22 protein-coding genes and 1 pseudogene are annotated in these 21,177 nt (G+C 73.0%); 3 read left to right on the top strand and 20 right to left on the bottom strand.

All coding sequences use genetic code 11. From position 1 onward, the window contains the following. From E1266_RS38715 to pgsA, 15 genes and pseudogenes are all read right to left on the bottom strand, one after another. A pseudogene (locus E1266_RS38715) lies at positions 1-266 on the bottom strand (hypothetical protein); the annotation flags it as partial. Positions 267-371: 105 nt separating this feature from the next. After that, positions 372-899, bottom strand: a complete 528-nt coding sequence (locus tag E1266_RS03510) for an adenine phosphoribosyltransferase (RefSeq protein ID WP_207945396.1) — start codon at positions 897-899, stop codon at positions 372-374. Positions 900-1,079: 180 nt separating this feature from the next. Further along, the gene (yajC, locus tag E1266_RS03505; RefSeq protein ID WP_165965911.1) at positions 1,080-1,601 is read right to left on the bottom strand and encodes a preprotein translocase subunit YajC; all 522 of its coding nucleotides are present in this window, start codon (positions 1,599-1,601) and stop codon (positions 1,080-1,082) included. Between the two features lie 177 nt (positions 1,602-1,778). Next, positions 1,779-2,861 (bottom strand): Holliday junction branch migration DNA helicase RuvB, encoded by a 1,083-nt coding sequence (ruvB, locus tag E1266_RS03500; protein ID WP_132043640.1) that lies wholly within the window; start codon positions 2,859-2,861, stop codon positions 1,779-1,781. 5 nt (positions 2,862-2,866) lie between these two features. Beyond that, complete coding sequence (gene ruvA / locus E1266_RS03495; RefSeq protein WP_132043638.1) at positions 2,867-3,478, bottom strand: Holliday junction branch migration protein RuvA; 612 nt, start codon at positions 3,476-3,478, stop codon at positions 2,867-2,869. Further along, the gene (gene ruvC / locus E1266_RS03490; RefSeq protein WP_132043636.1) at positions 3,475-4,050 is read right to left on the bottom strand and encodes a crossover junction endodeoxyribonuclease RuvC; all 576 of its coding nucleotides are present in this window, start codon (positions 4,048-4,050) and stop codon (positions 3,475-3,477) included. The genes ruvA and ruvC overlap by 4 nt, the downstream gene beginning before the upstream one ends. Before the next feature lie 117 nt (positions 4,051-4,167). Continuing rightward, complete coding sequence (locus E1266_RS03485) at positions 4,168-4,920, bottom strand: YebC/PmpR family DNA-binding transcriptional regulator (RefSeq protein WP_132043634.1); 753 nt, start codon at positions 4,918-4,920, stop codon at positions 4,168-4,170. Positions 4,921-4,923: 3 nt separating this feature from the next. Then, positions 4,924-5,541 (bottom strand): pyridoxal 5'-phosphate synthase glutaminase subunit PdxT, encoded by a 618-nt coding sequence (gene pdxT / locus E1266_RS03480; RefSeq protein WP_132043632.1) that lies wholly within the window; start codon positions 5,539-5,541, stop codon positions 4,924-4,926. A 91-nt stretch (positions 5,542-5,632) separates the two neighbouring features. Beyond that, complete coding sequence (locus E1266_RS03475) at positions 5,633-6,247, bottom strand: hypothetical protein (protein ID WP_131974953.1); 615 nt, start codon at positions 6,245-6,247, stop codon at positions 5,633-5,635. 105 nt (positions 6,248-6,352) lie between these two features. After that, positions 6,353-7,270, bottom strand: a complete 918-nt coding sequence (pdxS, locus tag E1266_RS03470) for a pyridoxal 5'-phosphate synthase lyase subunit PdxS (protein WP_132043630.1) — start codon at positions 7,268-7,270, stop codon at positions 6,353-6,355. Between the two features lie 158 nt (positions 7,271-7,428). Continuing rightward, positions 7,429-8,463 (bottom strand): DUF3048 domain-containing protein, encoded by a 1,035-nt coding sequence (locus tag E1266_RS03465; RefSeq protein ID WP_132043628.1) that lies wholly within the window; start codon positions 8,461-8,463, stop codon positions 7,429-7,431. 138 nt (positions 8,464-8,601) lie between these two features. Then, complete coding sequence (locus E1266_RS03460) at positions 8,602-9,135, bottom strand: hypothetical protein (RefSeq protein ID WP_132043626.1); 534 nt, start codon at positions 9,133-9,135, stop codon at positions 8,602-8,604. 11 nt (positions 9,136-9,146) lie between these two features. Continuing rightward, positions 9,147-10,337: a glycosyltransferase family 4 protein gene (locus tag E1266_RS03455; RefSeq protein ID WP_132043624.1), complete on the bottom strand. Its 1,191-nt coding sequence runs from the start codon at positions 10,335-10,337 to the stop codon at positions 9,147-9,149. Continuing rightward, on the bottom strand, positions 10,334-11,296 hold the full coding sequence (locus E1266_RS03450; RefSeq protein WP_132043622.1) for a phosphatidylinositol mannoside acyltransferase: 963 nt from the start codon (positions 11,294-11,296) through the stop codon (positions 10,334-10,336). Before E1266_RS03450 ends, E1266_RS03455 begins: the two co-directional genes overlap by 4 nt. After that, positions 11,293-11,919 carry a phosphatidylinositol phosphate synthase gene (pgsA, locus tag E1266_RS03445; RefSeq protein ID WP_132043620.1) on the bottom strand — a complete coding sequence of 209 codons (627 nt, stop codon included), beginning with the start codon at positions 11,917-11,919 and terminating at the stop codon, positions 11,293-11,295. The genes E1266_RS03450 and pgsA overlap by 4 nt, the downstream gene beginning before the upstream one ends. 329 nt (positions 11,920-12,248) lie before the next feature. Here pgsA and E1266_RS03440 point away from each other — a divergent pair, with 329 nt between their 5' ends. Then, complete coding sequence (locus E1266_RS03440; protein ID WP_132043618.1) at positions 12,249-14,414, top strand: elongation factor G-like protein EF-G2; 2,166 nt, start codon at positions 12,249-12,251, stop codon at positions 14,412-14,414. Positions 14,415-14,470: 56 nt separating this feature from the next. Here the strand turns inward: E1266_RS03440 and E1266_RS03435 are convergent, their stop codons facing one another. Together E1266_RS03435 and E1266_RS03430 are read right to left on the bottom strand one after the other, a co-directional pair. Next, on the bottom strand, positions 14,471-14,893 hold the full coding sequence (locus tag E1266_RS03435; RefSeq protein WP_132043616.1) for a DUF393 domain-containing protein: 423 nt from the start codon (positions 14,891-14,893) through the stop codon (positions 14,471-14,473). Further along, positions 14,890-15,381, bottom strand: a complete 492-nt coding sequence (locus E1266_RS03430) for an HIT domain-containing protein (RefSeq protein WP_243718202.1) — start codon at positions 15,379-15,381, stop codon at positions 14,890-14,892. The genes E1266_RS03435 and E1266_RS03430 overlap by 4 nt, the downstream gene beginning before the upstream one ends. Before the next feature lie 320 nt (positions 15,382-15,701). On the opposite strand from E1266_RS03430, the gene E1266_RS03425 reads away from it, so the two are divergent. Further along, entirely contained in the window at positions 15,702-16,271 is a 570-nt protein-coding gene (locus tag E1266_RS03425; RefSeq protein ID WP_132043614.1) for an Asp23/Gls24 family envelope stress response protein, read from the top strand. Positions 16,272-16,277: 6 nt separating this feature from the next. Here E1266_RS03425 and E1266_RS03420 read toward each other — a convergent pair whose 3' ends face one another. Continuing rightward, positions 16,278-16,886, bottom strand: a complete 609-nt coding sequence (locus tag E1266_RS03420; protein ID WP_132043612.1) for a hypothetical protein — start codon at positions 16,884-16,886, stop codon at positions 16,278-16,280. A 63-nt stretch (positions 16,887-16,949) separates the two neighbouring features. After that, positions 16,950-17,537: a TetR family transcriptional regulator gene (locus E1266_RS03415; RefSeq protein WP_165965909.1), complete on the bottom strand. Its 588-nt coding sequence runs from the start codon at positions 17,535-17,537 to the stop codon at positions 16,950-16,952. Between the two features lie 97 nt (positions 17,538-17,634). On the opposite strand from E1266_RS03415, the gene E1266_RS03410 reads away from it, so the two are divergent. Further along, a complete protein-coding gene (locus tag E1266_RS03410; RefSeq protein ID WP_132043608.1) occupies positions 17,635-18,837 on the top strand; it encodes a hypothetical protein in 1,203 nt (400 codons plus the stop codon). A gap of 93 nt (positions 18,838-18,930) precedes the next feature. On the opposite strand, the gene thrS is transcribed toward E1266_RS03410, so the two are convergent. Beyond that, complete coding sequence (gene thrS, locus E1266_RS03405; protein WP_132043606.1) at positions 18,931-20,916, bottom strand: threonine--tRNA ligase; 1,986 nt, start codon at positions 20,914-20,916, stop codon at positions 18,931-18,933. Between the last annotated feature and the right edge of the window lie 261 nt (positions 20,917-21,177).

The raw sequence follows: 21,177 nt of genomic DNA, 5'->3' as shown, positions 1-21,177 counted from the left end.
GCGGGAGCGTCGGTCGCGGGGGGGCGCGGTGGCGCCCCGGGTTTCTTCACGGACGCCCGGGAGGGTTCGGAGGGCGGCTCCGCGGGCGCTCCGGCGGCGGGCCGGCCGGCCGGTGCCCCGGCTCGCGCGGTGCGGCGTGGCGGTGGCGCGCCGGACGGGTCGGAACCCCGCGCGGCCCGCTCTTCCGCGGTCTCCGCCACCGGGCCGGTCTCGGCGGCCCGGACGGCGTCGTTCACCGCGTCGGTCGATACCACCTCACCGGGCACCCAGCCTCCTCGATCCATCCGGACGCATGATCATCGCGCCCCGCGGGATGCGCCCGTCCCCACCGGTCCCTGATGGGCGCCAGTGTATCCGGCGCCCTTTTCGTACTAGACCGTAACCAGCGAATGGACGTCCATATTCCGCAGCTTGTCGCGCCCCTGCAGGAACGACAGTTCGAGGAGGACCGACAGGCCGGCGACCTCGGCGCCGCTGCGGCGGACGAGATCGGCGGCGGCCCTGGCCGTCCCTCCCGTGGCCAGGACGTCGTCGACGATCAGCACACGGTCTCCGGAGTCGAGGGCGTCGAGGTGGATCTCGATCGTCTCGGTCCCGTACTCGAGATCGTAGGTCTCCGCGTCGGTCCGCGACGGCAGTTTCCCCTTTTTCCGCACCGGGACGAACCCCGCGCCGAAGTGGTAGGCGACGGGCGCGGCCAGGATGAACCCGCGGGCCTCGATCCCGACGATCTTGTCGATGGTGCCGCGGCCGTGGTGGTTGACGATCGCGTCGACCACGCCTGCGAACGCGACGTGGTCGGCCAGCAGGGGGGTGATGTCCTTGAAGACCACCCCGGGCTTGGGGTAGTCGTCCACGTCGCGGATCCGCTCCCGGATCAGCTTTGCGAGGTCCACCATGCGCTCCTACCTGCCTCCGCGTCGTTTCCGCCGGGTTCCGCGTCCGGGGCCGCAGACGAAGACGGCGGCGGACTCGCTCCGCCGCCGTTCTCGTCTAATACGTCTGGTACGTCTTCCGCTCAAGCCGGCCGGCGCCGGCGGCGGGGGTTCCGCCGGCCTCGTGCCCTGACCGGTGCGGCGTCAGGCGCCGGACTTGCCGGTGGCCTTGACCTTCGCGCGGCCCTTGGGCTTGTCCTCGGGCTCGGCCTCGCCGGCCGCGGCGGTCTCGCCCGCCTTGCCGTCCTCGTCCTCGGTCTCGCCGGCGGCCTCGTCCTGCTCGCCGGCGTCGTCCTTGGCGAGGTCGACGCGGTCGGTGCCCTCGTCGTCGTCCTCGTCCTCGTCGTCCTCGTCGAGGTCGTCGGACACGTCGTCCTTGAGGACCTGCATGACGGCCTGCTTGACGAAGCGGACCTCGACGCCTTCCGCGATCTCCAGCAGGAGGCCGTCGTCGTCGACGTCGACGACGGTGGCCTGCATGCCGCTCGTCGTCAGCACCCGCGAACCGGGCTCGATGGAGTTCTGCAGCTGCAGCTGCTCCTTCCGGCGCTTGCTCTGCGGCCGGATGAGCAGGAAGTAGAAGACCAGGGGAATGGCGAGGAGGAGGAGCAGGTTGAAGGCCCCGCTGCCGCCCGACTCCGCCGCGATAATCATGTCGCCGCCCATTACTGGGGCATCCTTCCGATGTCGTTGGCCCAGCCTTGTGACCGGACCGGTCATGTGCAACGGGACCGCCGGCTGGAGGCGGTGAACCAAGTCCCGGAGTCTAGAGAGTACGCCAGACCCCGGCAACGACGTGACGTCCGGCGACGCCGGGAAGTTCCCAACCCGTTACCGGGATGATCACTCGCCGGGCCGGCCGGTGTCCCCGTCGACGTCGAACAGCGTTCCCGCCATCGGCGCGGTCGGCGGCTGCGCGAGGCCCAGGTGGGCCCACGCCGCCGCGGTGGCGATCCGGCCGCGGGGCGTCCTCGCCAGCAGCCCCTGGCGCACCAGGAACGGCTCGGCGACGACCTCCACGGTCTCGGGCTCCTCCCCCACCGACACGGCGAGGGTGCTCAGCCCTACCGGCCCGCCGCCGAACTTGCGCATCAGCGATTCCAGCACGGCGCGGTCGAGCCGGTCGAGGCCCCGTTCGTCCACCTCGTACAACGCGAGGGCGGCCCGCGCGGATTCCTGGGTGACGGTCCCGTCGGTCCGGACCTCGGCGTAGTCGCGGACGCGGCGCAGCAGCCGGTTGGCGATGCGGGGCGTGCCGCGGGACCGCCCGGCGATCTCGGCGGCCGCGTCGTCGCCGATCTCCACGCCCAGCAGCTTCGCCGACCGCCGGACGATGATCTCCAGCTCGGCCGCGTCGTAGAAGTCCATGTGGGCGACGAACCCGAACCGGTCGCGCAGCGGGCCGGGCAGCATCCCGGCGCGGGTGGTGGCGCCGACCAGCGTGAACGGCGCGATGTCCAGGGGAATCGCGGTCGCCCCGGGGCCCTTCCCGACGACGACGTCGACGCGGAAGTCCTCCATCGCCATGTAGAGCATCTCCTCGGCGGGCCGCGCCAGCCGGTGGATCTCGTCCAGGAAGAGCACTTCGCCCTCGGCGAGGGTGGACAGCACCGCGGCGAGGTCGCCGGCCCGCTCGATCGCCGGTCCGGAGGAGATGCGCAGCGGCTGCCCCAGCTCCGCCGCGATGATCATGGCGAGGGTGGTCTTGCCGAGGCCGGGCCCGCCCGACAGCAGCACGTGGTCGGGCGTCCGGCCGCGGCGCAGCGCGCTCTGCAGGACCAGCGACAGCTGCTCGCGCACCCGTTCCTGCCCGACGAAGTCGCCGAGCTTGCGGGGCCGCAGCGCGGCCTCGATCCGCTGCTCCTCGGCCCCGTCCGCGTCCGCCGACACGAGCCGCTCCGCCCCGGCGCCCCCCGGTTCGCTCATATCCGTCATGGCTTGCTCAGCTTCCGCAGGGCGGACTTCAGCAGCGCCGCGACGGGCGGGGTGTCGCCGCTCCCGTCGAGGTCGGCGGCGACGGCGTCGACGGCCGCGTCGGCGTCCTTGGCGGACCAGCCCAGGTTGATCAGGCCCAGCTGGACCTGCTCGCGCCACGGCTCGGCGCGGGCGGGGGCGCGGGCGCCGCCGGGGCCGTCGCCGACCGGGCCGCCCAGGCGGTCCCTGAGCTCCAGGACGATGCGCTGGGCGCCCTTCTTGCCGATGCCGGGGACCTTGGTGAGAGCGGTGACGTCCTCGCTCGCCACCGCGTGCCGCAGCGCGTTCGGGGTGTGGACGGCGAGCATCGCCAGCGCCAGCCGGGGGCCGATGCCGCTGGCCGTCTGCAGCAGCTCGAAGACCGTGCGCTCGTCGTCGTCGGCGAACCCGAACAGGGTGAGCGAGTCCTCGCGGACGACGAGCGAGGTCGGCACCGTCGCCTCGTCGCCGACCCGCAGCCCGGCCAGGGTGGCGGGGGTGCACTGCACCGAGAGACCGACGCCGTGCACGTCGATCACCGCGCCGTCGGGGCCGGCGGCGGCCACCCGGCCGCTGACGAAGGCGATCACTTGACGGTTCCTCCTCTGCTCCGGGCGGCGAGCCGCGCGCGCTCGGCCCTGGCCGCCTCCTCGATCCGCGACCGCTGCGCCGCGGCGAGCCGCTGCCGCGGACCACCGCGCCACACGTGGCAGATGGCCAGGGCGAGCGCGTCGGCCGCGTCCGCGGGCTTGGGGGCCGTGTCGAGGGACAGGAGCCTGGTCACCATCCGGGTCACCTGGGCCTTGTCGGCCCGCCCGTTGCCGGTGACGGCGGCCTTGGCCTCGCTCGGGGTGTGCAGCGCGACGGGCAGCCCGCGCCGGGCGGCCGCCAGCATCGCGACGCCGGCGGCCTGCGCGGTGCCCATCACGGTGCGGACGTTGTGCTGCGAGAACACCCGCTCGACGGCGACGGCGTCGGGGCGCAGCTCGTCCATGAGCGCCTCGATGCCCGACTCGATCCCCAGCAGCCGCAGGGCGACCTCGTCGTCGGGGTCGGTCCGCACGACGGACACGTGGACCAGGTGGAGCCGCTTGCCCGGGACGCCCTCGACGACCCCGACCCCGCACCGGGTGAGCCCGGGGTCCACCCCCATCACCCGCAAGGCCACTCCTTCGATCACTTGTTCGGCCGCCAACGCTACCAACACGGGGCCGGATCGTGGAGGGCGCGGCGGGCGTGTTCTGGAAGTGGCCAGGGGTGATGGGCGGCGGGCCGGGGCTCAGTCCAGGGTGGCGAGGACGTCGTCGGAGACGTCGAAGTTCGCGTAGACCTCCTGGACGTCGTCGGAGTCCTCAAGGGCGTCCAGGAGGCGGAAGACCTTCTTGGCGTTCTCCTCGTCCAGGGGGACCGTGACGCTCGGCAGGAACTTGCTCTCGGCCGACTCGTAGTCGATCCCGGCGTCGACCAGCGCGGTGCGGACCGCGACCAGGTCGCCCGCCTCGCTGACGACCTCGAAGCTGTCGTCGCCGAGGTCGTTGACCTCCTCGGCGCCCGCGTCCAGGACGGCGAGCATCACGTCGTCCTCGCTGGTGCCCGCCTTGGGGACGATCACGACGCCCTTGCGGTTGAACATGTAGGACACCGAGCCCGGGTCGGCGAGGGAGCCGCCGTTGCGGGTGAGTGCGACGCGGACCTCGGAGGCCGCGCGGTTGCGGTTGTCGGTCAGGCACTCGATCAGGACGGCGACCCCGCCGGGCGCGTAGCCCTCGTAGGTGATGGTCTGCCAGTCCGCGCCCCCGGCCTCCTCACCGGCGCCGCGCTTGCGCGCGCGCTCGATGTTGTCGTTGGGGACGGAGTTCTTCTTCGCCTTGTAGATGGCGTCGTAGAGGGTCGGGTTGGCGTCCGGATCGCCGCCGCCCGTACGGGCCGCCACCTCGATGTTCTTGATCAGTTTGGCGAAGAGCTTGCCCCGTTTCGCGTCGAGGGCCGCCTTCTTGTGCTTCGTCGTCGCCCACTTGGAATGGCCGGACATCTGTCACTCCTCCTCTGTGGTCCGGCGCACCAGATCGGCGAAGTAGTGGTGCACGCGGAAATCGCCTGTCAACTCCGGATGGAACGCGGTCGCCATGAGGCGCCCCTGGCGGACGGCGACGATCCTACCGGCGTTCGGGCCGCCGTCGGCGCGTCCGATGATCTCGACTCCGCCCCCGACGGACTCCACCCAGGGAGCGCGGATGAAAACGGCGTGGTACGGCGTGTCCCCCATGCCGGTCAGCGCGACGCCGGACTCGAACGAGTCGACCTGCCGGCCGAAGGCGTTGCGCCGGACGGTCATGTCGATCCCGCCGACCGTCTCCTGGCCGGCCGCGCCGTCCACGATGCGGTCCGCGAGCATGATCATGCCGGCGCAGGAGCCGTAGGCGGGCAGGCCCGCCTCGATCCGTTTGCGCAGCGGCTCCAGCAGCTCGAACGAGCGCGCCAGCCGCCACATGGTGGTCGACTCGCCGCCGGGCAGGACGAGCCCGTCGACGCGCTCCAGCTCGTCGGGGCGGCGCACGCGCAGGGTGCGGGCCCCGGCGGCCTCCAGCGCGCGCACATGCTCGCGCACGTCGCCCTGCAGGGCCAGTACACCGATCGTCGGCACAGCGGTCACGCGAAGAACCTTCCGGGGGTGCGAGGGTCGTTCAAGCCTAGACGTTCGTTACAACGCCGCTCGTCATGGCACGTCTTCCCCGAGCCGCTGCTCAGACGTGCTTGAAGCGGCGCAGCGGGAGCTCCAGCGGCAGGAACCCGTCCTTGCCCCGGTCGGCGATGCCGCGGCCGAACATGTGCTCCTCGGCGAGCGCGAGCCCGAACTCCTCCGGGTCGAACGGCAGCGGGACGTCGGGGGCCCCCGCGTCGATGGCGCGCCAGAACGGCCGCTCGGCGGGGAGCCGCTCGCCCTGGTCGACGACGACGCCGTCCTCGGCGGTGACGAACACGTCGCGCAGCAGCTCGCCGGACTCGTACCAGCGGAACCAGCAGCCGCGGATGACGTTGTGCAGGACGAGGACGCCGCAGTGCGAGCCGGGCAGCGCGGCCGCGGCGGTGTCGGCGATGCGGCGGGCGTCGTCGTCGAGGCAGAACAGCCGCCGGTCGCACAGCAGCAGGGCCCGCTCGAACGCCCCGACGAACAGCTCGTCCTCGTACGGCCATAGCGCGAAGTCGAGGACCGTGTCGCCGGTCTCGGTCAGGGTGTCGGCCGGGTACAGGCCCCGCGCGATCGCCGCGGCGGCGTCCGGATCGGGCACCAGGCCCGGCCGGAACACCTCGGTGGGTTCACCCGCGCTCGCGCAGGCCAGCGCGACCGACCAAGCCATGCTCTCCCCTCCCGCCACCGGGCGCCGCCCGGGGGCCTCCTCCCCGCCGCCGGGGCCGCCGTTCCGCACCGGCCGCGCCGCCAGCGTAACCCCGCCGGGTTCACGTCACCAGCCGCGGCCCGCGAACTTCTGGTCCTCGCCGAGGCCGGCGGCGCTGATGCCGACCATGGCCTCCCCGAGGCCGCGGGAGACCTTGGCGATCACCCCGGGGTCGTCGTGGAAGGTGGTGGCCTTGACGATGGCCTCGGCGCGCTGGGCCGGGTTCCCGGACTTGAAGATCCCGGAGCCGACGAAGACGCCCTCGGCGCCGAGCTGCATCATCATGGCCGCGTCGGCGGGGGTCGCGATGCCGCCCGCGGTGAACAGCACGACCGGCAGCTTGCCGGCGACCGCGACCTCCTTGACGAGCTCGTAGGGGGCCTGGAGCTCCTTCGCGGCGACGTACAGCTCGTCCTCCGGGAGGTTCTGGAGGCGGCGGATCTGCTGCCGGATCTGGCGCATGTGGGTGGTGGCGTTGGACACGTCGCCGGTCCCGGCCTCGCCCTTGGAGCGGATCATCGCCGCGCCCTCGGTGATGCGGCGCAGCGCCTCGCCGAGGTTGGTGGCGCCGCAGACGAAGGGGACGGTGAACGCCCACTTGTCGATGTGGTTGTCGTAGTCGGCCGGGGTGAGGACCTCGGACTCGTCGACGTAGTCGACGCCCAGTGCCTGCAGCACCTGCGCCTCGACGAAGTGTCCGATGCGGGCCTTGGCCATGACCGGGATGGACACCGCGCTGATGATCCCGTCGATCATGTCGGGGTCGCTCATCCGGGAGATGCCGCCCTCGGCGCGGATGTCGGCGGGCACCCGCTCCAGGGCCATGACGGCGACCGCGCCCGCGTCTTCGGCGATCTTCGCCTGCTCGGGCGTGACGACGTCCATGATCACGCCGCCCTTGAGCATCTCCGCCATGCCGCGCTTGACGCGGGCGGTCCCGGTCTCGGGAGTGGCGTTCTCAGGGGCGGGACTGGAAGTGGACACGGGTTTTCCTCACATGGAAGTACGACAAGTCCGTTCCATGGTATTGCCTGCTAGGGCGCCCGCTCGACACGCCATAGTGTCAACGCGGGCGGGCCTTCGCTTACAGAGTGGTGGTTGACGCGGCACCGGGCCGCCGCGGCGCCGTGCCGCCCCCGCCTCTAGGGCGTGTAGGGCTTGCCGTCGTTGACGAGGACGACCCAGACCTGGCCCCGCGCGAACGTCATCGGCTCGCCCTCGGCCGTCGTGAAGGTGGTCCCCTTCTTCTCCGACGACCTCGACCACTTGGCCTGGTACGACTTGCCGTCGCGGAGGACGAGGGCGCGGCCCGTCCCGGTGGTGTGGATCAGCGGCGTGTAGCTGCCGAGGAAGTCGTGGAACTTCGAGCGGGTGGTCTTGGCGTACTGGACGACGACCGTCTGGCCGCCCAGGCGTCCGCCCTCGGCGGCGCGGTCCGGGCTGCCGCCGAAGCTGGCGAGCCACCGCTTCTGCTTCTTCGACCAGGTGAACCCCATGCTGGCCGACGGCCACCGCGCCGTGAAGCTCCTGGTGGCCTTGCCGCCCGCCGGGGCGTCCCCGAACCGGAAGCCGATGTCGCGCGGGCCGCCGGCCTTCGGTGCCCTCTTCAGCAGGACCTTCGGGTCGGCGTAGAGGTTGTACGGGATCGGCTTGCTTCCGGCCCGGAAGTAGGCGTTCCCGGCGTTCTCCTGGGAGATGTCGTACACCGGCGCCTTGCGGACGTGCTTCTTCATCTTGCTCTGGACGCCGGAGAACGCGAAGGCGGGCCTGCCGAACTGCGGCAGGATGTGCAGGTCGGAGATGCGGGCGCTGCGGACCGGCCCGACCCGCTTCGGCAGCTCGGTCGAGTAGACCGCCATCAGCCGGGTCTCGCCGCCCTCGACCTGCTCGACGTAGACGATGTCGGCCGCCTTCACCCCGCTCTGCGGCAGCGCGGGCCGGGTGTTCTCGATCTTGACGGCGAGGACCGGGTTGGCCAGCCCCTTCCGCTCGCCGGTGAACGGGTGCGTCGCGGGCGTGGGCGCCGCGCTCGGCGACGGCGTGCCCGTGCTGCGCGGCGGCGGCGCCGTCCGCGGCGCGTCGGAGTCGGAGCAGGACACCAGCCCGGCGCCGAGGACGAGGGCACCGAGCGCCGCGGCCGCCCGGCCGCCGGTGCCGGTGTCCCTGGCGGATCGCACGATGGGCCCTCCCTTGACGGCTCTGCCCGAGGGTAGCGAACGCGACCGGATGCGCCCGCCCGTCCAGCGGTACGGCCGCCGGGCCCGGATGTGATCAATCCGCGGGACCCGCTCGCGGCCGACGGGACCGCGAGCGGGTCAGATCCCGGGCGGGTCGTCGTCGATCTCGAAGAAGTCGGGCAGCGGCGCGCGCCCGGCGAGCGGCAGGACGCGGATGAGCAGCTTGCGGCGGGCGATCCGCGCCTGCGAGACGGCGTCGTTGTAGAAGCGCCGGGCGTAGGCGACCTTCGCCGCGGCGGCGGACAGCTCGTCCAGCACCCCCTCGCCGGCTCCGCTGTCGGCGAGCGCGCCCGCGAAGCCGGGTTGGTCGAAGACCGCGCGCAGCGCCCGCGACAGGTCGCTCTCGGCGAACTCCCGGTGGTCGGCGCCGGCGGTGCGGGCCTCGTGGGCGGCGGTGGCCAGCACCAGGCTGGTGGCCGGGTCCAGCAGGCGGGAGGCGGCGAGCTCCAGCGTCGCCGCGGCCCGCCGGACCAGCGCCGCGTCCAGCGCGGCGCGCGCGGTCTCCACGCGGACGTGCAGCCGGTCGAGCCTGGTGGCGCGCCACGACACGTACACGCCGACCAGGAAGACGACGGCGACCCAGAACAGGACGTCGATGATCCAGTCGTACATCCGGCGGTCTCCTAGGCCCCGTCTTGGAACACGGCCGGGCCGGACTCGACGACGCCGGCGCTCTCGAACGCGACCGTCTCGTACACGCGGAGCACGTCGCGGGCCACGGACGACCAGTCGTAGGCGCGGACGGCGGCGCGGGCCTCCGCGGACAGCTGCTTGCGGCGCGCCGGGTCGTCGAGCAGCCCGCCGGCCGCCGCCGCGAGGGCCTCGTGGTCGCCGACGGGGAACAGCGCGCCGGCGCGCCCCCCGCGCAGCACCCGGTCGAACGCCTCGATGTCGCTGGCCAGGATGGGGGCGCCCGCCGCCATGGCCTCGGCGAGCACGATGCCGAAGCTCTCGCCGCCGAGGTTGGGCGCGACGAACACGTCCACCGAGTGGTAGGCGCGGACCTTGTCCTCCTCGCTGACCATGCCGAGGACGACGACCCGGTCGCGCAGGTCCGGGGAGACGCGGGACACCACGTCGTCGGCGTCGCCGGGCCCGGCCAGCAGCAGCCGGAGGCCGGGGCGCAGCCGCCCGAGGATGTCGAACGCGCGCAGCAGCACGTGCAGGCCCTTGCGGGGCTCGTCCATCCGGCCGAGGAAGCCGAGCGCCTCCCCGCCGGCGGGCCCCTGCGGGACTCCCCCGGCCGGGGCGCCGCGGCCGGGCCAGCCGGGCAGCGGGTCGGCCATCGCGTACCGCTCGGTCGCGACGCCGTTGGGGATCAGCACGGCGTCGCCGCCGAGGTGCTCGACGAGGGTGGTGCGCGCCGCCTCCGACACCGCGATCCGGCCGGTGATCTTCTCCAGCGCGCTCTGCAGGATCGGCGCGGTCACCGACACCACGCGCGACTTCTCGTAGGACGCGTGGAACGTGCCGACGATCGGGCCGTCCGCGGCCCAGCAGGCCAGCAGGCCGAGCGACGGCGCGGCGGGCTCGTGGACGTGCAGGACGTCGAAGCGGCCGTCGTTGATCCAGCGGCGGACGCGCCCGGCCGAAAGGAACCCGAACGCCAGCCGCGCCACCGAGCCGTTGTAGGGCACGGGGACGGCGCGTCCGGCGGACACGACGTAGGGCGGCAGCTCGGCGTCGTCGTCCGCGGGCGTGATCACCGACACGTGGTGGCCGAGCGCGATCAGCGCCTCGGCGAGGTCGCCGATGTGCTGCTGGACGCCCCCGGGCACGTCCCACGTGTAGGGGCAGACGATGCCGATCCTCATCCGGTGCCGTCCGCGATGTCGTCCACCCAGACCTTCTGCAGCATGTGCCAGTCCTCCGGGTGCGCGGCGATGCCCGCCTCGAAGACGCGTGCGAGCTCCTGGGTCATGGCCTGGATCTTCTCCTGTCTGCCGCCCTCGCCAGGAACCGGTATCTCCTCGTGGACGCGCGCCGCCCAGTACTCCCCCTCGTACCAGAGTGTCACGGGGATGAGGGCGGCGCCGGTCTGCAGGGCCAGCGCGGCGGACACCGCGGGCATCCGGGCGGTGGCCCCGAAGAACTCCACGTCGATGCCGCTCTCGGTCAGGTCGCGGTCGACGACGAGGCACACCGGCCGGCCGGCGCGCAGGCGCTGCGCCATCCGCCCGTACGCGGAGGCGCCCTTGTGGGCGAGGACCTCCATGCCGAGCCCTTCCCGGAACTCGACGAACCGGTCGAAGAGCGACTCGGGCTTGAGCCGCTCGGCGACGGTGGTGAACGGGTACCCGCGGTGGACGAGCCATGCGCCCGCGTGCTCGTAGTTGCCCATGTGGGGCAGGGCCAGGATGACGCCGCGCCCGGCTTCGAGGCTGGTGAAGATCTTCTTCTCGCCGGTCACCCGCATCCGGCCGAGGATCCGCGCCCGGCTGTACTCGGGCAGCCGGAACACCTCCAGCCAGTAGCGGAAGTACGACCGCAGGACCTTCTTGCTGAGGACGCGGACCTCGTCGTCGACCGCGTCCTTGCCGAGGACGCGGCAGAGGTTCTTCTCCAGCTGCCGCACACCGGTGCCGTGGCGGTGCCAGGTGCGGTCGGCGAGGGCGGCGAACGCGAGCCGCGCGGCGGGCTCGGGCATCTTGCGGACGATCGTCCAGCCCGCGGCGTACGCGGCGTCCACCACCTCGTCCCGCAGGCCGGTGCGGTCGGCGCCGCGCGGGGACCGGCCGCCCGCGCGGCGCCCGGGCGCGGCGGGGTCGCTCATGGAGCCGGCTCCGGCGCGGTCTCGGCTCCGTCCTTCGCCTGGGCGTAGACGGCGGCGAACCGCTGCGCGACCGTGACCGTGCTCAGCGCGGCCAGGACCCACAGCGCGATGGCGAGGATGTAGGGGACGCCGAGCCCGTGGAACCCGGCGGCCACCAGCGCGACGATCAGCCGTTCGGCGCGTTCGGCGATGCCCACGTCGCAGGTGTAGCCGAGCCCCTCGGCGCGGGCCTTGGCGTAGGACACCACGACCCCGGCGACGAGGCAGTACAGGGCGACGCCGGCGAGCGGCTCCTGCCCGGCCCGGGACAGCCCGATCATCAGCCCGGCGAAGATCGCGGCGTCGGCGACCCGGTCCATCGTGGAGTCCAGGAACGCGCCGAACTTCGAGATCTTCCCGGTGACGCGGGCGACCGCGCCGTCCAGCATGTCGAACAGCACGAACGCGGTGATGACCAGCGTGCCCCAGAAGAACTCGCCGCGGGGGAACAGCGCGAGCGCGCCGGTCGCGACGCCCAGGGTCCCGATGACCGTGATGGCGTTGGGCGAGACCCTGGTCCGCGCGACCACGTGTCCGACCGGGGTGAGGACGCGCCCCAGCGCGGGCCTGATTCTGTTGAGCATCGCCGTCCGTTCTCGTGAATCTTCGGGGAGTGGGCTTCCGCGGGCCGCCGCGCAGCGCGCCCATCGTAGTGCGGAGGCGTCCCGTGCAGGGTCCTCGGCGTGGTCAGGGCCGGTCCGGCCGCCGTGCGCCGCGCACCGATCGCGGTTGTTTGCCCTTCACCCCTTGTGATCCCGCCCATCACGGGAAAAGGTGGTGATACGGGTGTGACGTCGGTCACGCACGTTGGACGAGGTCGGACGCCGCACTCGGACGCAGGGCCGGGCCGCCCGCATGGCCGGGCCCCAACGCACGCGGGCCTCCGCGCGGAGACCCGTCCGAGGAGGTAGTCATGGCGGACAAGGGAGGCCACCCGGGAGGCCACGGCAGGGCACCGGAGGCCGGCGGGTGCGACAGGGTGCGCAACGTCGCGCTGGTCGGCCATTCCGGAGCCGGGAAGACCACGCTGGTGGAGGCGCTGCTCGCCGCCACCGGCACGGTGCAGCGGGCGGGACGCGTCGAGGACGGAACGACCGTCAGCGACTACGACGAGGTCGAGGTGCGCCAGCAGCGCTCGGTGAACCTGTCCCTCGCCCCGTTCACCCACGACGGCATGAAGATCAACCTCATCGACACCCCGGGGTACGCCGACTTCGTCGGCGACCTGCGCGCCGGGCTGCGCGGCGCCGACGCGGCGCTGTTCGTGATCTCGGCGGTGGACGGCATCGACGGCCTGACCAGGATGCTCTGGGACGAGTGCGCCGCGGTGCGGATGCCCCGCGCGGTCGTGATCACCAAGGTCGACCAGCAGCGCGGCGACTTCGACGACGTGGTCATGACCTGCCAGGACGTCTTCGGCGAGGGCGTCGCGCCGCTGTACTTCCCCGCGGCCGGCGGGGACGGGCCGCACGGCCTGATCGGGCTGCTGACCCAGCGCTGCTTCGACTACTCCACCGGGCGGCGGACCGAGTGCGACCCCGACCCGCAGTACCTGGACCAGATCGCCGAGCAGCGCGCCACGCTGATCGAGGGCATCATCCAGGAGAGCGAGGACGAGACCCTCATGGAGAGGTACCTCTCCGGCGAGGACCTCGACGTCAAGGCCCTCATCGGGGACCTTGAGACCGCGGTGGCGCGCGGCAGCTTCTACCCCGTCCTCGCGACGTCGGTCCCGCACGGCGACCATCCGGGCCCGGTCATCGGCATGCCGGAGCTCCTTGAGGTCATCACCCAGGCGTTCCCCTCGCCCCTCGAACACGGCATCCCGACCGTGACCCCGGTCAAGGGCGGGCCGCCGAGGGAGGTCGCCTGCGACCCGGACGGGCCGCTGGTCGCCGAGGTGATCAAGACGATGTCCGACCCGTACGTCGGGCGGATCTCGCTGGTGCGGGTGTTCTCCGGGACGCTCCGCCCGGACATGACGGTGCACGTCTCCGGGCACGGCTTGGAGGACCGCGGGCACGAGGACCACGACGTCGACGAGCGGGTCGGCGCGCTGACGTCGCCGCTGGGCAAGGCGCAGCGCACCGCGTCGTCCTGCATCGCGGGCGACATCTGCGCGGTGGCGAAGCTGACCCGCGCCGAGACCGGCGACACGCTGTCCGACCCGTCCGCGCCGGTGGTGATGACGCCCTGGACGATGCCGGACCCGCTGCTCCCGGTGGCGATCCGCGCCAAGTCCAAGGCCGACGAGGACAAGCTCGGGCAGGCGCTCGGCCGGCTCGTCGCCGAGGACCCGACGCTGCGGCTGGAGAACAACTCCGAGACGCGTCAGCTGGTGCTGTGGTGCATGGGCGAGGCCCACGCCGACGTGCTGATCGAGCGGCTCCGGACCCGGTACGGCGTCGAGGTCGAGCGGATCGAGATGCGGGTCCCGCTGCGGGAGACGTTCGGCGGCAAGGCCAAGGGGCTCGGGCGCCACGTCAAGCAGAGCGGCGGCCACGGCCAGTACGGCATCTGCCACATCGACGTCGAGCCGCTTGCGTCCGGTGAGGGCTTCGAGTTCGTCGACAAGATCGTCGGCGGGGTGGTGCCGCGGCAGTTCATCCCGTCGGTCGAGAAGGGCGTCCGGCAGCAGATGGCGCGCGGCGTGTCCGCCGGGTACCCGCTGGTCGACATCAAGGTCACGCTGCACGACGGCAAGGCCCACTCGGTCGACTCGTCCGACATGGCGTTCCAGGCCGCCGGCGCGCTCGCGCTCAAGGACGCGGCGGGCCAGGTGCCGATCCTGCTGCTGGAGCCGGTCGACGAGGTGGACGTGCTGATCGCCGACGAGTACGTGGGCCCGATCATGTCCGATCTGACGTCGCGGCGCGGCCGGGTGCAGGGCTCCCAGGCGGTGCCCGGCGGCCGCACCATGATCAAGGCGGAGGTCCCGCAGCTGGAGATCATCCGGTACGCGATCGACCTGCGCTCCATGTCGCAGGGCACGGGCACGTTCAGCCGCTCATTCCTGCGCTACGAGCCGCTCCCGACCCATCTGGCCGACAAGGTCGCCGCCGAGTCCAGGGAGACCTGACGGCCCCCTGCGGCGCGTTCGGGGCCCCGTCCGCTCGCCGGGCGGGGCCCTCGCGTTCAGCCGTCGCCGCCGGGGCGCCCGGCGGGCGGGAGCGCGCACGCCGCCGTCCCGCCCGGCAGCCGGTGCCGGTTCCGCGCGATCAGCCGGTAGGCGGCGTGCGCGGCCCAGCTGGCCGGCGCCACCCGCATGACCACCCCGAGCGCCCGCCAGGGGCCGCCCGCGGCGGTGAGCAGCCGCCCGACGGCCTCCGCGCCGCCGCTGACCCGCCCGGCGCGGTCGATCCACAGGACCTCGTGCTCGGCCCGCTCGGCCGTGGTGCCCAACTCGCCGAGGTCGGCGTACTGGAAGGCGACGATCTCCGCGCGGGCGGGCACGTACCGCTCGATGAAGCGGACCGAGGACGTGCAGAAGCCGCAGTCGCCGTCGTAGACGAGCACCGGCCGCCGCCCCGCAGCCCCCTTCGCCGGGGCGCGGGTCATGAGGCCGGCCAGGCGTCGGCGAGCATCTGCCGGGTGTCGCGCAGCAGCTGGGGCAGCACCTTGGTGTGCCCGACGACCGGCATGAAGTTGGTGTCGCCGCCCCAGCGGGGGACGACGTGCTGGTGCAGGTGCGCCGCGATCCCGGCGCCGGCGACCAGCCCGAGGTTCATCCCGACGTTGAAGCCCTGCGCGCCGCTGCACTTGCGCAGCGCCGTGAGGGCGCGCTGGGTGAACGCGGCCAGCTCCAGGCACTCGGCCTCGTCCAGGTCGCCGTAGTCGGCGACGTGCCGGTACGGGACGACCATCAGGTGCCCGGAGTTGTACGGGTAGAGGTTCAGCACCGTGAACACCGACGTGCCGCGGGACACGACGAGCCCCTCCTCGTCGGGCATCCGAGGGATCTCGCAGAACGGGCAGCCGTCGTCCTCGCCCGCTCCCGTCGGCCTGCCCTCGCCCTTGATGTACGCCATCCGGTGCGGGGTCCACAGCCGCTGGAAGTTGTCGGGCGTGCCGGCGCCGCCCCTCTCCTCCTCGTAGCGGGGCGTGCGCTCGCTCCCGGTCGCGGACGCGCCCTCGTCGCGCCCCTGCTGCACCACGGACTCCTCCGGCTCTGCGCTCAAGGCGGCGGTCTCCTTTTGTTCACGTCCTGACCAGCAGCATAGAGAGAGTTTCCCGGCGGCCCGAAGCCGGGATCCCGCCTCGCGCCCGGACGGCGCGGTCCGCGGGACGCGCCCGCCGGCGGGGCCTTGCGTGACGTCCCGCGGTCGCTCCGACACCATGGTCCCGAACCTCACCCCAGGGAGCGATCATGACCGGGCTCGACGAAGGCCGCACCGGGAACGGCGAGCCGGGGCCGGAGGCCGGATCCGCGCCGTTCTTCCCCGGGCCGGCCGCCCGCCGCACGGCGCACTCGGCCGCCCACCGCGGCGCGGTGCCGCCGCCGGGGACGCCGCTCCCCGCGCCGCCCGCCGCCGGGGCGGCCGCGGTGCCGATGACGCTGCGGGGCTCGCCGTCCGACATCACCACCGGGGTGGAGGGGCGCGTCACGATCGCGGACGAGGTGATCGGGAAGATCGCCGCGCTGGCCGCGCTGGAGGTCGCCGGCGTCGCCGCCCTGATCGCCCGGCCCGGCCCGGCGGGCGAGGCCGGCCCGCACGGCGCAGGACGGGGCGGCACGGGCGTGCACGTCGATCCGGACGAGGACGAGGTGACGCTCGACCTCGCCATCGCGGTCGAGTACGGCTCCGTGATCCGCGACGTGGCCGACGCGGTGAAGGCCAACGTGGCCAGGGTCGCGGGCCTGATGCTGGGGTCGCGGGTCGCGGCGGTCAACGTGGCCGTCGGCGACGTCCGCAAGGCCGCCGGCCCGCACCGCTGACCCGCGTCACCCGACGCGTGCGTAGCACGTCTGCATGTTCACCCCGACGGAGACGGTGGTGACCTTGACGCGCTCGACGAGGGCCGGTGACACGCCACGGAAGTGGAACGTGTGGGGCCGCCCGCCCGGGACGGTGGCCTGCTGGGACTCCGGCGCCCGCCCCTGCAGCACGAGTTCCGCCCGGATCGCTCCGCTGGAGGCCACGGTGATGACGACGTCGATACCGGTTCCCGTGGCGCGGTAGGACGCCGTGCCGTCCGGGCACCACGTCAATTCCCCCGTGCCGCCCTGGCTGGGAAGCGGGGGCCCGCCGCCCTGGCCGCCGCCGTCCTGCCGCCCGCCCGGAGCGGGCAGGCCGCTCCCGTCCTGCTGTGGCGCCGGCCCGGTCGGCGCCCCGGGCAGGACCGGGTCCCCCGGGACGCCGGCCGGCCCGCCGGGCGATGCGTGCTGGTCGAGCGGGCTCTGGGCGCCCGCGCCGCCGGCGTCCTTCCCGTCGTCGATCAGCGGGATGAGCAGGACGACCACGGCCGCGGCCACCAGCAGCACCGTGCCGGCATAGCCGGCGATCCGGGCCGGGAGGGAGCGGGAATGCCGCGCCGGTCTTCTGGCCCTCATGTCCGCCGTCTCCCCGTTCGTGGCACGTGAGCGTTGAGGTTACCAACTCCGGGCATGTCCGACTCACGTCCCGCAGACGTCGGCCGGGGCCACGAGGCGCCGGGTCAGGGCACCGAGGTCGCGGGCGACCGCCTCCGGCTCGTGCAGGGGGGCGACGACGTGGCTGATCGTCACCCGCAGCAGCGTTTCCACCAGCACGCTCCTGACGTCGGCGGGGACGGCGGGCCAGGTCCGGTCCGCGTAGGAACCGAACATGGCGATCACCTCCGCGAGCATCGGCTCGGCGCCCCGGGTGGCGAGGGCGACGAGGTCGTCGTCCCGGTACCGCCCGGCCCCCATGATGCTCCGCAGCAGCCTCCGCCGCCGCGCCTCGGCGAAGACGAACCCCAGCGCGGACTGCACCGCCGCCGGGAGGTCGTCCAGGTGCCGGTCCAGGCGTTCCTGGACGCCGCCCACGAGCATGTCGATCTCGCGCTCGACGAGGGCGCGGCCCAGCCCGATCTTGTTGCCGAACTCGTTGTAGGCGGTCTGGCGGCTGACCCCGGCCGACCGGGCGACCTGCGCGAGGCGCAGGGCCTCCCAGTCCCCGTCCTCCACGATCGTGTAGGCCGCGTCGAGGAGCCGCTCGCGCGGAGAGCCCGGTTGACACATTCGGCGATTTCGCCCATCCCCCACCACGCCCCGCCCCTCCGGAGTTGTCATCCGCCGGACAAGAGACGCCGGGGACCCCTGCCGCATAGTGCGTCAGGTGAAGATCATACGAAGTTCCGCCGGGCGCGCTGTCCCGGCCGCGATCGCCGCCGTCTCCACCGCACTCACCCTGGCCGTCGCCGTGGGGCCCGCCGCGCGGGCCGAGACCGCGTGGACCGTCCGGCAGTCCCCGTTCACCCTCGGCTTCAGCAGGCTGCTGGAAGTGTCGGCGGCCGGACCGGACTCGCTGTGGATCGGCGGCTACCAGTGGCACGGCAGGCAGACCGTGTGGTGCCCCGAGACCGGTCCCTGCACCTTGCGCGTGCACCAGAATCCGACCCTGCAGCGCTGGACGGGGAGCGGCTGGTCCTGGGACGGCACGCCCGGCATGCCCGGGCACGGGCAGATCAAGTTCCTGGACGCGGTATCGGCCGGCGACGTGTGGGCGGCCGGTTCCCGCGACAAGCCCGACGGCACGAGCGAGGGCACGCCCTACCTGGCGCACGCCACGGCCCAGGGCTGGAGTGAGGTGGCCGCGCCTGCCTCCCTTAGGACGATCGAGGCGCTCGACGCCGGCGCGCAGGACACGTGGGTGGCGGGCATGCCGGTCTCGCCGGACGATCCTTCGGTCTACCGCCACTCGGCCGGGACGTGGGTTCCCCACACACTCGGCGCCTCGATCCAGGGCGTCCGGCAGCGGACTCCCGGCGACGTCTGGGCCGTCGGCCGCATCGCCACCGCGGGCGGTCAAGGGCTCGCCTATGCCGCCCGCTTCGACGGATTCACCTGGCGGACCGTGACGCCGCCGCAGGCCGCGGGCAAGAAGGGGCGTCTCGTGGCGGTCCTCCCTCTGGCGGCCGACGACGTGTGGGTCACCGGGTACGTCGAGGAGAACGGCGTTCGCAAGGACAGTTCGTACCACTGGGACGGGTCCACCTGGCGGGAGGACGTCCTGCCCCCGGGCGGCCGCTTCGGAGGCGGGCAGCACCACACCTTCGGCCCGGACGCCGACACCGGCTACTACGCGCCCGACGGCCTCATCGAAGACGGTGCGGGCGGGCTCTGGGCCGTCCCGTCGGCGAACGGCGCCTACAGCGATCCGCGCATCCTGCACTACACGAACGGCTCCTGGCGGCTGGAGCAGACCCTCCCCCACGTGCAGGGCGCGGTGCAGGGGATCACGCGCGTCCCCGGTACGGACTCCGTCTGGGCCGTCGGGTTCAGGGACGGCGGGAACCCGCTGGTCATCTCCGCGGACTGACCGGCCGGCGCCGGAGCGACCCGGGGCCACGCCACACGGGGGCGGCGTGGCCCCACCGGCGTCCGGCCGGGCCGGCCAGTGCGGTCGGGGCGGTCAGATCTGGACGCGGGCCTCGATCGCCTGCACGATCTCCTCGACCGCCTCGGCGATCGGGATGCCGTTCCGCTGCTCGCCGCCGCGGTACCGGAACGACACCGCGTCCTTGGCGACGTCGTCGTCCCCCGCGAGCAGCATGTACGGGATCTTCTGCTTCTGCGCGTTGCGGATCTTCTTCTGCATCCGGTCGGCGGAGGTGTCGACCTCGACGCGGACGCCGCGTTCGCGGAGCATCGCGGCGACCTTGTCCAGGTGCGGGACGTGCGCGTCCGCGATGGGGATGCCGACGGCCTGGACCGGCGACAGCCACGGCGGCATCGCACCCGCATAGTGCTCAAGCAGCACGCCGAAGAACCGCTCGATCGACCCGAACAGCGCCCGGTGGATCATGACGGGGCGCTGCCGGCTCCCGTCGGCGGCCTGGTACTCCAGCTCGAAGCGCTTGGGCTGGTTGAAGTCGACCTGGATGGTGGACAGCTGCCAGGTGCGGCCGATGGCGTCCCTGGCCTGCACGGAGATCTTCGGGCCGTAGAACGCCGCGCCGCCGGGGTCGGCGACGAGGTCGAGCCCCGACTCGTCCGCGGCCCGGCGCAGCGCCTCGGTCGCCTCCTCCCAGTCGGCGGCGTCGCCGATGAACTTCGGCGAGTCGTCGCGGGTGGACAGCTCCAGGTAGAACTCGCTGAGCCCGTAGTCGCGCAGCAGGTCGAGGACGAAGCCGAGCAGGTTCTTGAGCTCGTCGCCCATCTGCTCCTTGGTGCAGTAGATGTGCGCGTCGTCCTGGGTCATCCCGCGGACGCGGGTGAGGCCGTGCACCACGCCCGACTTCTCGAACCGGTACACCGAGCCGAACTCGAACAGCCGCAGCGGCAGCTCGCGGTAGGACCGGCCGCGCGCCCCGAAGATCAGGTTGTGCATGGGGCAGTTCATCGGCTTGAGGTAGTAGTCGCCGCCGTCGACCTGCATCGGCGGGAACATGTCGTCCTTGTACCAGCCGAGGTGCCCGGAGACCTCGAACAGGTCGCCCTTGGTGATGTGCGGGGTGTTGACGAACTCGTACCCGCCCTCCTCGTGGCGCCTGCGGGAGTAGTCCTCCATCACGCGGCGGACGACGCCGCCCTTGGGGTGGAAGACGGCCAGGCCGCTGCCGATCTCGCTCGGGAAGGAGAACAGGTCGAGCTCGGCGCCGAGCCGGCGGTGGTCGCGCTTCTCGGCCTCCTCCAGGAACTTCAGGTACTCGTCCTGCCGCTCCCGGGACTCCCATGCGGTGCCGTAGATCCGCTGGAGCTGCGGGTTCTTCTCGCTGCCGCGCCAGTAGGCGCCGCCGGTGCGCATCAGCTTGAACGCGGGGATGACCCGGGTGGACGGCAGGTGCGGGCCGCGGCACAGGTCCTTCCAGCGCAGCTCGCCGGACTTGGCGTCGAGGTTGTCGTAGATGGTCAGCTCGCCGCCGCCGACCTCGACGCCGGCGCCCTCGGCCGCGTCCTCGGCGGACCCGGAGCCCTTGAGGCCGATCAGCTCCAGCTTGTACGGCTCGCCGGCCAGCTCGGCGCGCGCGTCGTCGTCGGAGACGGGCCGCCGGGAGAACCGCTGCCCCTGCTTGACGATCTCCCGCATCCGCTTCTCGATGCGCTTGAGGTCGTCGGGGGTGAAGGGCTCGGCGACGTCGAAGTCGTAGTAGAAGCCGTTCTCCACCGGCGGGCCGATGCCGAGCCTCGCGTCGGGGAACAGCTCCTGGACGGCCTGCGCCAGCACGTGCGCGGCGGAGTGCCGCATGATCGCCCGGCCGTCGTCGGAGCCGATCTCGACGGGTTCGACGGCGTCCCCGTCGCGCAGCTCGCCGGCGAGGTCGCGCAGCTCGCCGTTCACCCTGGCCGCGATCACGGTGCGGCCGTCGGCGTCGAGGGCCTGACCCGCGGTGGTGCCCGCCGGCACCGCCCGCTCGCTCCCGTCGAGGGTGATGCGCAGCTCCGACACGGTGGACACGGGTACTCCTCGCAGTATTCGGTCAGGACTCGATGGGCTTGGATCAGCGGTTCCCGATGCTATCGACTCGGGATGTGCTCCGGACGCATCCTGCTTCATCGGCCGCTCCTCTCGTCGTGGAGGGCCCGGCGCGGTCCCGGAACGCGGCCTGACATGCGGCAGGGCCCCGGGATCGCTCCCGGGGCCCTGCCGCGTGCAATGTTCAGGACATGCCGCGATCGCGCCGGGAACGACCCGGCGTCGTCGTCTCGAAGACGTGCG

It is taken from the genome of Actinomadura sp. 7K534, from assembly GCF_004348575.1.
Classification (GTDB): Bacteria; Actinomycetota; Actinomycetes; order Streptosporangiales; family Streptosporangiaceae; genus Spirillospora; species Spirillospora livida.
Note: the sequence above shows the minus strand (reverse complement) of the source record. Positions and strands in the feature narration are given on the sequence as shown.